10 protein-coding genes are annotated in these 14,430 nt (G+C 40.4%); 9 read left to right on the top strand and 1 reads right to left on the bottom strand.

The features are described 5' to 3' along the window. Nucleotides 1–7: 7 nt before the first annotated feature. The 7 genes from tssD (at nucleotide 8) to AC1DNH_RS17560 (ending at nucleotide 9,753) form a co-directional block, all read left to right on the top strand. Complete coding sequence (gene tssD / locus AC1DNH_RS17590; RefSeq protein ID WP_308785483.1) at nucleotides 8–133, top strand: type VI secretion system tube protein TssD; 126 nt, start codon at nucleotides 8–10, stop codon at nucleotides 131–133. 103 nt (nucleotides 134–236) lie between these two features. Then, nucleotides 237–788 (top strand): hypothetical protein, encoded by a 552-nt coding sequence (locus AC1DNH_RS17585; protein WP_477578634.1) that lies wholly within the window; start codon nucleotides 237–239, stop codon nucleotides 786–788. 1 nt (nucleotide 789) lies between these two features. Next, nucleotides 790–1,377, top strand: coding sequence for a T6SS effector amidase Tae4 family protein (locus tag AC1DNH_RS17580; protein ID WP_477578636.1), 588 nt, complete (start codon nucleotides 790–792; stop codon nucleotides 1,375–1,377). A gap of 12 nt (nucleotides 1,378–1,389) precedes the next feature. Then, a complete protein-coding gene (locus AC1DNH_RS17575) occupies nucleotides 1,390–3,207 on the top strand; it encodes a type VI secretion system Vgr family protein (RefSeq protein ID WP_477578638.1) in 1,818 nt (605 codons plus the stop codon). A gap of 19 nt (nucleotides 3,208–3,226) precedes the next feature. Then, a complete protein-coding gene (locus AC1DNH_RS17570; protein ID WP_477578640.1) occupies nucleotides 3,227–4,510 on the top strand; it encodes a tetratricopeptide repeat protein in 1,284 nt (427 codons plus the stop codon). An 11-nt stretch (nucleotides 4,511–4,521) separates the two neighbouring features. After that, entirely contained in the window at nucleotides 4,522–9,135 is a 4,614-nt protein-coding gene (locus AC1DNH_RS17565) for an RHS repeat-associated core domain-containing protein (RefSeq protein ID WP_477625535.1), read from the top strand. 6 nt (nucleotides 9,136–9,141) lie between these two features. After that, nucleotides 9,142–9,753: a DUF8184 family protein gene (locus tag AC1DNH_RS17560; protein WP_477578644.1), complete on the top strand. Its 612-nt coding sequence runs from the start codon at nucleotides 9,142–9,144 to the stop codon at nucleotides 9,751–9,753. Here the strand turns inward: AC1DNH_RS17560 and AC1DNH_RS17555 are convergent. Then, on the bottom strand, nucleotides 9,750–10,643 hold the full coding sequence (locus tag AC1DNH_RS17555) for a LysR family transcriptional regulator (protein ID WP_477578646.1): 894 nt from the start codon (nucleotides 10,641–10,643) through the stop codon (nucleotides 9,750–9,752). The two genes, AC1DNH_RS17560 and AC1DNH_RS17555, sit on opposite strands and share 4 nt — an antisense overlap. Nucleotides 10,644–10,719: 76 nt before the next feature. Between AC1DNH_RS17555 and hutH the strand changes: the two genes are divergently transcribed. Both hutH and AC1DNH_RS17545 read left to right on the top strand, forming a co-directional pair. Next, nucleotides 10,720–12,255, top strand: a complete 1,536-nt coding sequence (gene hutH / locus AC1DNH_RS17550; RefSeq protein WP_477578648.1) for a histidine ammonia-lyase — start codon at nucleotides 10,720–10,722, stop codon at nucleotides 12,253–12,255. Between the two features lie 19 nt (nucleotides 12,256–12,274). Next, nucleotides 12,275–14,281 carry a urocanate hydratase gene (locus AC1DNH_RS17545; RefSeq protein WP_477609090.1) on the top strand — a complete coding sequence of 669 codons (2,007 nt, stop codon included), beginning with the start codon at nucleotides 12,275–12,277 and terminating at the stop codon, nucleotides 14,279–14,281. Nucleotides 14,282–14,430 lie beyond the last annotated feature (149 nt).

The raw sequence follows: 14,430 nt of genomic DNA, 5'->3' as shown, positions 1-14,430 counted from the left end.
TGGTTATATCATCCAGTATAACGAGGGTATTGCGGTAAACGACAATACGCCAATGACTTTAAGTTTTGTGGTATCGGCCCGTAAACTAAAACTGGGCAATGCAGAACATGAAAACGATTGGCCTAAAGCCTAAATTTCAGCAGACCAGGCCACAGATATCCCTCTAGTGCCTGGTCTTATGCTTTTTCCTTAATTAAACGGAATAGAATCGCAATTAACATTTAAATACCTTCCTCATGGCAGATGTATTTGCTTTTAAAATCGATAAAAATATACAGAAGCAAACAAAAAAATATGCACATAACTTACTATGGGCTCTTTTAGCCATAGGTTTTGCCGCATGCCAGCAAAATAATAAGAAGCAGAATGTTTTACCTGCTGCCGTTAATAAAGATTCTTTGGCTTTAGTTAACACAAATAAACACCTGGAAGGCGAAAAAAATCAAGATCCGCCAAAAGAAATGGTGTATGAGCTTAAAAAGGAAGCAGGGTACATTGTGCTGGTAAATATTACCAGGGTTGACTCCGTTTACAATGCCGAAAAGGTTTTTAGTGCGAAAATATTAAAATCATTTAAGGGGAAGCTAAAACCTATGGATAGCCTGAAGTATATGGTAATGAGTGATTTAAAATATATTGAATACCCAAATGATACGCTGATTGTTTTTCTCCAGAAAGCTAAATCAACTCTTTCATTTTCAGGAAGCAAGAATGTATTTTTCTATGCACTGGAAAATGCATCATTTAAAAGTACTAAATATCTTGATTCACTTCTAACCAAAAAATAGCATGCCACTTTCTTTACCAAGTTTTACCGATTTAAGGATAAATTACCCAGCAACAAGTAGCGAACTGGTAAAAGCAACAATTGGTGGGGCTGTTAATGCTGCTTACATTACCAATACCTGTGTGGTGAGGATGAGCAGGGCGTTTAATTATCTAGGTATTAATAACAAGGTTTTTAGCCTAAGCCTGCCTAGTTGGAAATATACCACAAAACAGAATTTCCTGGCCCAGGAAAAGGTAAAAGTCCATGCCATACCCAGTCGGTATCCGTATACTAAAAAGTTCGAAACTATTGCTGGAGCTGATCAAAAGCGCTATTGTTTTCGGGTGAGCGAATTTTTCGACTACCTCAACCACAAATATAAAAAGCCCGATATTAAAGTGGAAAAAGGAGTTAGAGACACTTGGATAGCACATCATGATTTAAGGGCGTTTCAAAATAAAATAGACGGCGTATCGGGTATTATCTGCTTTAAAACCCAGTTTAGTGATGCGACTGGCCATTTTACCCTGTGGGATGGCTATAAATGTTTATATCAGGATTATTTCTTAGACCCCAGAACCAACGGAATTTATTTGTGGATTTGCTAAAAGATCGAATTTATGGAAAAGAAACTCATTGTAGAAATTAACATAGAAAATAAGGCAATTACCCATTTTGCCTCATTTAGTTTAAAACAAGCTTTTAATGCGCATCATTTTTTCGAGCTGCGGTTTAACCACGATCAGATGGGTTCGCCGGGAATGATCAGTTTAAATGACAGTCGCGATTTTGTGGGTAAAACCCTTACTGCTTCCTTTGGTCACGATTCTGGTAGTTTACAGGAATTTGCCGGCCTGGTAACCAAAGTAGAACTGGCACAAAGCCATGGCTATCATGGTGTACTGATTGTGAGCGGTTATAGTCCAACGATCTTGATCGATCGCGGTCCTGATTTAGGTTCTTATCTTGATAAAGATTTAAATACGATCGTAACTCTTGCTACATCGGATGTTCCCTCAAACGATATTAAAATTGTGGCCAATGCCGCTAGAAAAGATCCTATTGATTACTTGATTCAATACAGGGAGAGTGATTTCGATTTTCTGAACAGGCTTTCGGGCGAATACCATGAATGGTTTTACTATGATGGCAACCAATTGAATTTTGGTAAGCCAGATGATCAGAAAGAGGTTGCCTTGATTTACGGTCGTGATGTACAAAACCTGCAGTATGCCATGGAAATTGCACCAATCAAGAATAAACGTTTTGCTTATAACCCCAAACAGGATGAGATGCTCCAGAGTGAAAGTAGCGGACAGGGTGACGGATCACCCGACCTTGCCCACGCCATACAAGTTTCTAACGCGATGTATAGCAAAACCTTCAATCAACCATCGCTTATCCGGGTAGACAATAACAACGACATTAAAAATCATGTACAGAATGAAGAAAAGGCACACATCAGTAATTTATTGAAAGTAAATGCAAATGGAGATAATGCTGCTTTGAGCATTGGCAGTATCGCCGAAATTACGATGAGTGTGAGAAAAGAACTATCTTTTTCTACAGAAAGCCTGGGTAAATTTCTGATCACCAGTATCAACCATGATATTGATGGTACAGGTAAATATTACAACACTTTCGAAGGTGTGGTAGCTACAACGGAGCGCCTTTTGGTAAAAAACTATAGTAAACCAAGCCCAGATATGCAACTGGCAGATGTAATAGACAATGCCGATCCGCAAGGGCAGGGACGTATTAAGGTAAAATTTAAATGGGAATGTAAAACCAATGACGTAACGGAGTGGCTGCGGGTAATTACACCAGATGCAGGAAGCAGCGATAAAGTGAGTAAAAACAGGGGTTTTGTATTTATCCCCGAAATTGGCGATCAGGTAGCTTTAACCTTCGAAGAAGGCAATATTGCCAGGCCAATCGTATTGGGTTCGGTATTTCACGGCAAAAGTGGTAGTGGCGGTAGTGCCAGCAATAACAGCAAAAGTTTGACTTCTAAAAGCGGACATACTTTAACCATGGATGACGGTGCGGGTATGATTATGCGGGATAAAGACAGCAATTTTATCGAGCTGGATGGAGCCGGTAAAGCAGTTTTCGAAACTAAAGAATCAATCCTGATTAAATGCGGAGAGAGCAGCATTTTTATGGATAAAACGGGAAAAATCATCATTAAGGGAAAGGATATTTTAACACTAGGAGAAAACATCGGAAATTCTGCCTCAATCAGTATTGGTATAGGTGTAGGGCCTGAAGATGGAACACCAACTTCTGGTATCGGGATAGAATCACAAACCTTGGATATTGGTACTAAAACGCTTTCGATGAGTGGCGAAACAGAGGCCAATCTGGCTTCGAAAAAGATTAATGTGGGAGGTGAAAGCGAAACGAATATCAGTAGCGGCACCATCAATCTAAACTAATTTTCGACATTAAAGCTCCATGAACCCGATACAACTGGAATTATTTAAGATAGATAAACAATGGCAACAAGTAGTAAGGCAACATCCATCAGAAACCCTGTTTCTCTGTTTGGGTGAGCGGCACGAAGTAAATTTATTCGAAGCTTATTTTAAATATCAATTAACAGAAGAAAGCAGAACTAACGATATGTTCCTGCTCCATTATCAGGAATTCCAGAACGAAAATGATTACGGTAAAAGTTTGGTTAAAGAATGGAAGGAGATTTTTGACTTATGGCAGAAGGATACAAGAGCCGGTGTTGTTTGGGATATTGAAGTTGGTGAAGGTGCCCGGAATTATAAAACTGATGCCTACTTGCCTGTTACAGCACTTATAAGGTTATGCAATCTTTATCCTGAATTAAAATTAAAGAAAATACATGTTCAGCTGGCACCAACTACCATCTATGATGTAGCTGGCCTATCTGAATGGATTAACGAATGGTGCAGCTGTGTTAAAGCGTTCGATAACCATAATATTAAACTGGTTTATACCGAGCACCATACACACCGTACCTTAAAAAAATTAAAACAGGGTACCGAATTCAGGATCAATATTGATGTGAGCCAGTTGATGCAAAATGCGGCAGCACATACCAACCGGGAGAAGAACGATCCTGAAAGTGATTACCAGCAGCAGATACTGATTGCAAGTAATTATTTAAGTAAAGGCAAACATGAGCAGGCCAATGCAGTTTTAGAACGGGCAATTGTAATCGCCCAGAAACAAGGATTGCACGAGGCGGTAGTGGCAGCAAGAATAATGCTGGCACAGAGTTTAGCCATAAAGAATAAAAGGAGTGAAGCACGCCAACAATATGAGATGGCTTTGGCCCGTGCTGGAGAAAACACACTATTGAGTGCGCATATCCACATGAGCTATGGCAGTTTCTTACTGGCACATTCGGGTAAAGATGAAGCTAAAAAGTACTTCGAAAAGGCAATTAAAATCGCAGAAATTATAGAGAACGATTTTATAGCGATGGAATGTACCCGCTTACTTGGTCAGCTTTCGGAGAGCAAAATAACCGGCTCTGCAAAAGCAATGAATTATTATTTGAAGTGTTTGGAAATTGCCAGAAAAATGCCGGTTGAAAAACGGCGACAAAGTTCGATGGCTTATACCGCATCGATCATGTTAAAAAAATATGGTGAGGAAAGCCTTGAGGGCAAAAAATTAGATATGGATATGCGGCAGGATTACGGAGAAGACTGGAAATCAATGGCTGAAGTACCAAAAAATCACGCCAATCCATTATCATAAAAAATATACGGATGAAAAAAGTAAAAGCGAGTAAACCGAATATGTCTACCGATAGGTCAATTAGCCTATCTGCAAGCCTAACCAAAGCCGAACCAAAAGCAGTTGGCGGCGGTGGTGGCGTTGCCCCTGGAAGTAATCCCCCTGCGGCAAAAAGCACCTTAAAGCTTGTAAAAGCTAAAAAGCCTGGAATGGCCAATACCGCGGTACAACATGTTAGCAAGCATTTTGATGTGGTACTGGCTATCGATTTTCACTGGACAACCATTCCCATTCCGCCATCTTTTGGGTTTATTCCTTTGCCTTTACCACATCCTTTTATTGGGATGGTGTTCGATCCGATGGATTACCTGCATTTCAGTATTCCTATTCCAAAATTTGCGCAAGGTTTAATCGGTACCGCCAGTATCCCGATGGGCGGCTCAATTTATGTACATGGTCGCCACAAAGCCACTACTACCACTACTGTTATGGGTGTTTTGCTCCCGTTTAGGCACATCAGTTCTATTCCAGTTTATTTTATTGTGAATATCCCCGGCTCGCCACATGAGGGCGAGGTATACTGGGGTTCTACTACTGTAAAAGGTCAAGGCTCGGAAATGAGCGGTTCTAATCCCGGCCAGGTGCTTACCTGCTGGTGCCCACCAATGGGTTTGAAACCCCTGCCAACTGTACCTGGTAAATTGAAGAAAAACCCATTGGCTTATTTCGCTTTTTACAGCGATTTATTGAGTATGTATGTACAGATTAATACTGGTAAACCCGTGTTGGTTGGTGGTACATTTGCACCCCATAATTATACGCTGAAAGAGTATTTAATGCGTTTTGCGGCCCTTGGTATTATGAGGGGGCTCACCAAATTAGGAAGTGCCTTATCAAAAGCGGCCTTAAAAGGTGTCAATAAAGTATTACGGGGACTTTTTAAAAATAATCCCATATCAAAAAAACTTTGTCATTGGGGGTTGGAACCTGTTAATTTTGTTACTGGTGCCATGTTTTTCGAATGGACCGATTTCGAACTGCCTGGTGGCCAAACACTGGCCTGGAACAATGTATGGCGCAGCGATAAGCCATATGCAGGTATGTTGGGCAATCAGGTTTACAATAATTACGATTTATATATTTATCCAGATCCTGAAGCTGAAATTGTTGGTTTTAGCCACCCGAAAGAAAATATGGTGATGCCTTTGCCCTATATCGAACCGTATTCAGGCAAACAGTACGATCGTGCACAAAAAATCTGGATGGAACGGCCCAATGAAAATACTTGGGTACTCACTATTGATCAGGATATTTATACCTATACGCTTTTTAGTGGCGCGGTTGATGGCGATATTTACCGCATAAGCAAAATTGAGTACAATAACGGCACCAACCTTACATTTTACTATCAAAAACAACTTTTATCCCGCATTGTAGAAAATTCTGGACGTGTGCTCGAAATGCAGCACAATGAGGCAAGTACGGCAATTAAAGCAGTTTATTATCAATATAAAAACACCAGCGATCTGTTGGTGAGTTACGATTACGATCAACGCGGCAATATGATCAAAGTATACGATCAGGCAGGTAAAGCTATCAGCTTTGAGTACGATGATCACGATCGTGTAGTGAAAAGAACAAACCGTAACGGGATGGCTTATTTCTGGCGTTATGATGAGGAGGGCCGTGTAATCCATACTGAAGGCAGAGATGGTTTTATGAGTGGATCGATAAGCTATTTCCCGGAAGAAGGATATAACGAAGTATATTATCGCGATGGTAAAGTAGAACGCTATTATTATGATGAAAACGATCTGGTGTACAAAAAAGTAGATGCTATGGGTGGCGAAACCTGGTATGAACACGATCGTTATAATGAAGAAAAAATGATTTCCAGCCCTGAGGGCAGGGTAATCGGTTATGAATACGATGAGAGGGGCAATATCACCACTTATCATACGGCAGATGGCGAGCAGTATCAGTATGCATATGATGACAATAATAACCTCATATTGCGCAGTGATCCGGCTGGGTCAAACGAAACATGGTTGTACAACGAGCAGAACCAATTGCTTAAACATGTTCAAAAAGATAATCGTATAGTCGATTTTTATTATAACGAAGGACAAAAATTACCCATATTTTGTCGCGATAATGATGGCTATGAAGTTCATTGGACATATAACAGTCTAAATCAACTAATCGAATCGGTTTCGAGCGAAGGTAATAGACGTCGTTGGACTTATGATGATTACGGTCGACTGATCCGTTTTAGCCCCGATGGTGATCAAACTACGATCTGGGAACGTGATGAAATGGGCCGCGTAATCCTTGTGAAAGATTTTGGAGAAGAGGCTTTACGTTTCAAATACGATGCCTATGATCTTCCGGTTTACGCCACCGATGGCCGCGAAGAATGGCACATGGCCTACACCCCAATGGGTAGCCTAAAAACACAAAAAAGAAGCAGCCAATCATCCAGTCAAAATGCCCAGGCCCTTCATTTTACCTATGATAAGTGGGAAAATTTAAAAGGTATTACCAATGAAAAAGGTGAAGAGTATACCTTTTTAAGGGATGCGAATGATGATGTGGTAAAGGAAATTGGTTTTGACGGGCAAGAGCAACAATATATCCGCAACCAGGACGGGCAGATTATTAAAACGATACAGGCCGATGGAAAGGCCGTGTACCACAATTACGATCTGAGCGGCCGATTGGTATACAGCAGCTATGAAGATGGTACTTACGAAGCCTTTCAATACAATAAACTTGGTTTGCTCATTACAGCAGAGAACGAACTTTCTTCGGTTAGTTTTAGGCGCAATCCGTTGGGTATGATCACCCAGGAAATACAGGATGGCTACCAGATTAATTATCAATACGATGTTTTTGGAAATCTGACAAGTTTAAAAAGTTCATTAGGGGCCGATATTAAATACGATTATAATGAAATTGGTTATCTGAATGGCATCGCAGCTAAAAGTGGCGGATCAGCAGAATGGACAGCAGCTATTGGCCGGAATAAAAACGGACAGGAAACCAGCCGCAGTTTAAGCGGCGGGGTTAGAGCGACATTCGATTATGACCATGAAGGCCATCCAATTAGTCAAAAGGTCGAAGCCAGTCGTTCCATCACAGCATTTAAACAATATGCCTGGGGGCCAAACGATAAACTGAATAGCTGCTTAAACAGCATTACGAGTGGCAGCATCAATTATAGATACGATACTTTTGGTAGTCTTTCTTCGGCAAGTTATAGCGATGGTAAAGTGATTTATAAGAATCCCGATGAAACAGGAAACTTATATAAAACAGGCGATCGCAGCGACAGACGTTACGATAAAGGTGGTAAACTGCTTAAAGATGACCAATGGTATTACCGTTACGATGCCAAAGGCAACCTGTTACAAAAAAGTAAACGGAATATTATCGGTCTGGCAAAAGAAGAAGTTGCTAAATCTGAAGACAATGGCCTATTTGGCAAAAAATTAAACTGGGGAATGGCCAACCCTGATGTTCCCAAAACTGAAATGCTTGATATCTTAGCCGATGCCGAACCCGATTTGCCAGAGTGGAAAAAAGGTGACTGGGCCTACGCCTGGGCAGCCAATGGCATGATGAAAGCGGTTAAAAATCCACATGGCGAGATCATCAGTTTCGAATACGACGCTTTAGGAAGGAGGAAAGCCAAAATTGTTAAAAATACGGTGTATCGTTACGTGTGGGATGGGAATTTACTCCTTCATGAATGGAACTACCCCTTAAACGACCGGCCAAATTTAGTAGTTAATGAAGACGGTCTACTCGGTTATGATAAAACAGAACCGCTGGGCAGTGATTTAATTACCTGGGTTTACGATCAGAATAAATTTAACCCAAGTGCCAAAATTGTTAATGGCCAGTGCTACTCCATTATTAGCGATTATTTGGGTACACCTGTACAGGCTTTTGATGACACAGGTAAAAAAGTGTGGGATTGTGAGCTTGATATTTATGGAAAAATCCGTAAACTTAGCGGCAGCAGGGAATTTGTTCCGTTCAGGTATCAGGGGCAATATGAGGATACCGAAACGGGGTTGTATTATAACCGGTTTAGGTATTATGATCCAGAGATTGGAGGGTATGTAAGTAAAGATCCAATAGGACTGGAAGGAGGGGATAAACTTTATTCCTATGTTGAAGATAGCAACTACTGGTTAGATGTTTTCGGTTTAATGCCATGGGGCGATTTCATGAATGGTGCAACTGCTAAAATAACTGCAGGAGGAAATTCGGGAATCTATAGTAGTTCTCCGAGCGGACATGCTGAAATAAATGGATTAAAAGATTTTTCTCGGAATGGGTGGTTAAATGGTCAAGATGTACATATAACTGATGTAACTGGTGATTTTAATCCAGGAGGAAGTAAGCCGGTAGGAGTTTGTACAAAATGTAGGTCAAATATCTTTAGCGAACTTCAAAGAGGTGGTGCCAAAAGCGTGACCATACCTATAACTAAAGGGAATGTTACAACAGGTACCGTAACAATTCATTCAAAGGATTTTGCCAAGATGCAAGCAGAGATTGATGCGATAAGAAACTCGTCCGGAACTAACAGAACTAAGTCTGACGCTGCATGGAAAGCGTTGCAGAGTTGTAAATAAAATTTTATGAAAATTATTAAGCCAAAAGTCTCAGGTATAACTTACGAGCCGAAAGTAAAAGAACTATGTTTAATCGCCGACCTTAAATTTAGTTACAGTTTAGATTTAAATAAATTTCTTTTAGATGAGAATCCTCATGGAGAACCATCATTAAAAGATATTTTCGATGTTGTTGTAGATGATAAATTCACAACATTATCTTTTAGGTCTATTTATAGAAACAAAGAAACCATCTTCAAACTGGAACGCCAACATGAGATTGACAGTTTAATTTTTGAAGCAATTTCTAGTTTTGATCTTAAGGCTATTGATCAGAATGAATTGGATAAGTTTCAACTCTTCTTTGAAGAAGGGAAATTTAAAGAATTGGATCTTTACAAACAAAATGAAAAATATGAATTAATTGATTCTTTAGCAGTTATAAGTGAAGAAGATGAAATTATTTTGATTAAGCAGAATCCATGGGGTAGGTTTAAGGTTGATAATTTAGCATGCGCTGATCAAAAACAATTAGATTATAGTTTGAATAACGGCGATACAGGAAGTTATCCGCTAGATATTAATAATACTGTTTATAATCTCTTTTCTAAATTCATTGAAATAGGTATTACAACCTAAACTTTATCCTGCAACAACAATTTGATTACATTTTTTAGTGCCGGGTTCCGGTTAGATTCTTTCCAGATCATGTAAAGTTCTGTTCTTTGCGGAATATGGGTAAGCTCTACAAACTTTACGTTTTCCTGATAGCCATATTGCAGGGCGGTGGGTACAATGGCAATGCCCAAACCTTCTTCTACCAGTTTGTAAATGGTTAACGCATTAACCGATTTGTGATAGGTTTTGGGTTTAAAGCCATGATCCTCGCAAATGCTCATCATTAGGTCGTAATAGAATGGACTGTCATCACTAGAGAAAAAGATAAAGGGTTCATTGCCCAATTTTTTTACCGCTTCAAATGATGCCTTTTTCATGGGATGACTTTTAGGCAATACAAGGGAAAAAGTATCCTGATGGATCATGTGTTTAGAAATGCCAGGTTTAAACTGTTGCATCCTTACAAAACCCATATCAAGCATGTCTTTTTCCAACAGTTCGATCTGTAACTTATTGGGCATTTCGTCCAGATTTGTTCTGATTTCTGGAAAATCTTTGTTCAGTTTAAATATAACTTCGGGGACGATTTTTTGTGCTGCTGAGCCTAAAAAACCAATTCGAAGTTCGCCCTGTTTGCCTTCATTAATATTGCTGATCTGTTTTTTAATGTTTTCGATATGGCTGAACAGAAAATCTACCTCATCTTTTAGGTACAGGCCTGCTTCGGTAAGCTCCACCTTTTTCTTATTGCGATCGAACAATGGGGCGTTAAAAATTTCCTCCATCTGTTTAATCTGCCGGCTCAGGCCTGGTTGAGAAATAAAAAGGCGATCTGCGGCCTTTCTAAACTTCAGTTCCTCGGCCAAAACCTGAAAATATTTTAAGTGCCTAAGTTCTATCTGATAACCCATGGTTATTACATGATGATGTAATTGGTATTTATAGGTATCAAATATAGAGCTTATTTTTGTTTAAAACCTTTTTAACATGAGCGAGCAACAGATTTTTAATTATGGAACAGATCATTTAACCGCTAAACTGGCTTTGGCCATCAGCAATGGCGAGATAAAAGGAATATTGAGCCAGGATACCCGCAATAAAGTACTGGAAAGTAGTAAGGTAGTTGAACGGATAGCGGTTTCAGGTAAAGCCGTTTACGGCATCAATACCGGTTTCGGACCACTGTGTACCTCCATGATTTCGGCGGTTGATACCCGTAAATTACAAGAGAATATTTTGAAAAGTCATGCTGTTGGTGTTGGAGAGCCGATAGATAGTGAAATATCAAAACTGATGTTGGTTTTAAAACTACAGGCTTTAGCGCAGGGATATTCAGGTATTAAAATCGAAACGCTCGATCGAATGATCTGGTTTTTAGAAATCGGTGCTATACCGGTAGTACCCAAACAAGGCTCTGTTGGTGCCTCCGGCGATCTTGCTCCTTTATCTCACCTCTTTTTGCCTTTAATTGGCTTAGGAAAAGTTCATTACAAAGGTGAAATTATTGCTACAGCTCAGCTTTTACAAGAATATCAGATGAGTCCGCTGCAGTTGGGGCCAAAAGAAGGCTTGGCCCTCATTAATGGTACCCAGTTTATCGCTGCGCATGCCGTTAAAGTGGTACAGCGATTAGAAAATGTGCTGGCTTCAGCCAATATCATTTCGGCGATGATGATCGAAGGACTACAAGGCTCTGAAAAACCTTTTCATGCACAGCTTCATCAGCTTAGGCCTTATCCGGCAAATATTGCGGTTGCCGGGCAAGTACGTAAACTGTTGCGAGGTTCTGAAATTATGAAATCGCATGCCGATTGCGCCAAAGTACAGGATCCATATTCATTAAGGTGTATTCCACAAGTACATGGAGCTTCCAGAACGGCATGGATGCATTTAAAAGAAGCTTTAGAAATCGAACTGAATTCGGTAACGGATAACCCTGTAATATTTAATGACGATTTAACGATCAGCGGCGGTAATTTTCATGGTCAGCCATTGGCCTTACCGCTCGATTACGCCTGCTTAGCCGCCTCAGAAATCGGAAACATCAGCGATCGTAGGATTTACCTTTCCCTGGAAGGAAATACGCCAGGTGTACCTAAACTCCTGATGAAAGAAACTGGATTAAATTCGGGTTTTATGATTGTTCAATATACCTCTGCTGCTTTGGCCAGCGAAAATAAAGGGCTTTGTTTTCCGGCTAGTGCAGATAGTATTCCAACGTCTTTAGGTCAGGAAGATCATGTGAGTATGGGTTCGATCAGCGGACGTAAAGCCCTGCAGGTGATCGAAAACGTAGAAAAAATCCTGGGTATCGAGCTGTTCTGTGCCGCACAGGCCGTTGATTATCATCACCCATTAAAACCGGGCAAAATACTGGCTGCGGTACACGATTTTGTGCGTACCGAAATTGATCATTTTGAAGAAGATCAGATTATGTATGATAGGATGGAGAATGCCATTAAAATGGTACAAAAAGGTGAAATTGTTGCCGTTGCAAGCGAGGCAGAATCAACATTAGATTAAGCGGTCAAAATTGTAAAACATGGATTTTAAAGCACAGATACTGGCAGGTATTCCTTCAACATTGCCTGCACACAAAAACAGAAATACAGAACTAAGCCATGCGCCTGTAAGAAAGGATGTTTTAAACGCAGGTGAAAAAAAACTGAGCATTAAAAATGCTTTGCGTTATTTTCCAAAAGCATGGCACCAGGCGCTTGCTCAAGAATTTTTGGCTGAACTGGAAAACTACGGACACATTTATATGTACCGTTTTATGCCCGACTATGCCATTTATGCAAGAGACATAACGGCGTACCCCTGCCATACTGTTCATGCTGCGGCAATTATGCTCATGATCCAGAATAATTTAGACCCGGCAATTGCACAGCATCCTGAAGAGCTGATTACTTATGGCGGAAATGGAAGTGTATTCCAAAATTGGGCACAGTATCTTTTAACAATGCAATACCTGGCTACGATGACCGATCAGCAAACGCTGAATATTTACAGCGGGCATCCACAGGGATTATTTCCATCAAGCACCGCTGCACCACGCGTTGTAGTTACCAATGGTATGATGATACCCAACTATTCTTCACCTGAGGATCTTGAAAAGTTTAATGCGTTAGGGGTAACCCAATACGGACAGATGACGGCAGGTTCGTACATGTATATAGGGCCTCAGGGTATTGTTCATGGTACGGCCATTACCTTAATGAATGCTTTCCGCAAAAAGGGTTTTTATGGAAAGGATACTGCTGGCAAAGTTTTTCTTACTGCAGGATTAGGTGGTATGAGCGGCGCACAAACCAAGGCGGGCAATATTGTGGGCTGTATTACGGTGTGTGCAGAGGTAAATCCTAAGGCTGCAACCAAAAGGCATCAACAAGGTTGGGTAGATGAACTTATCGATAACTTAGATGAATTGGTTAACCATGTAGTACTTGCCCAAAAAGGAAAAGAAACGGTATCTCTGGCATACATTGGCAATATCGTTGATGTATGGGAGCGGTTTGATCAGGAAAATATTGATGTGGCTATTGGCTCTGATCAAACTTCGTTACATAATCCGTATTCTGGAGGCTATTATCCGGTAGGTTTAAGTTTTATTGAGGCAAATGAAATGATGGCCCATGCAGCTGATCGGTTTAAAGTTTATGTTCAGGATTCGTTAAAAAGGCATGCCGCCAGTGTTAACAAACATACTGCCAAAGGAACTTATTTTTTCGATTATGGAAATGCCTTTTTGTTGGAGTGTAGTAGGGCAGGTGCTGATATAATGTCTCCAAATGGGATAGATTTTAAATATCCATCTTATGTAGAAGATATTTTAGGCCCATTGTGTTTCGATTATGGTTTTGGCCCATTTAGGTGGGTTTGTGCTTCAGGTAACGAAAAGGATCTCGATTTAACCGATCAAATGGCTAAAGAGGTGATGGAAGAGATTAAGCTTAGTGCCCCGGCAGAAATACAGCAACAACTGCAGGATAATATCAATTGGATCAGCGCGGCAAAGGAAAATAAACTTGTAGTAGGCTCAAAAGCCAGGATTTTATATGCAGATGCTGAAGGAAGAGCAAAGATTGCGCTGAGGTTTAACGAAGCGATTAATACCGGCCAATTATCGGCACCAGTTATTCTTGGGAGAGATCATCATGATGTAAGCGGAACGGATTCTCCATTTAGAGAAACGAGCAATATTTACGATGGAAGCAGGTTTACCGCAGATATGGCTATTCATAATGTAATTGGCGATAGTTTTAGGGGCGCCACATGGGTTTCGATCCACAATGGTGGTGGCGTTGGCTGGGGGGAAGTAATAAATGGTGGTTTCGGGATGGTATTGGATGGAAGCGAACAAACTGCTGAAAAACTACAAAACATGCTTTTTTATGATGTAAACAACGGCATTGCCAGAAGAAGCTGGGCACGAAATAAAGAAGCCCGCTTTGCCATCGAACGCGAAATGGAACGGACTGGTACTTTAAAAATTACACTGCCGAATTTGGTTGATGATGAGGTTTTGGAGGGATTAGAGATAGATTAAAGTTTTACAAAAGAAAAACGCCTTTTTGTCATTCTGAACGCAGTGAAGAATCTTTTCATGTAACAGCACATACAGAAGAAAGATTCTTCGTTTCACTCAGAATGACAAAAAAATATAGATCGTGCAAATTCCGTAACGACCATTTTTCC

This window comes from Pedobacter sp. 01N310, from assembly GCF_056399805.1.
This window is presented reverse-complemented; position numbering and strand designations above follow the sequence as displayed.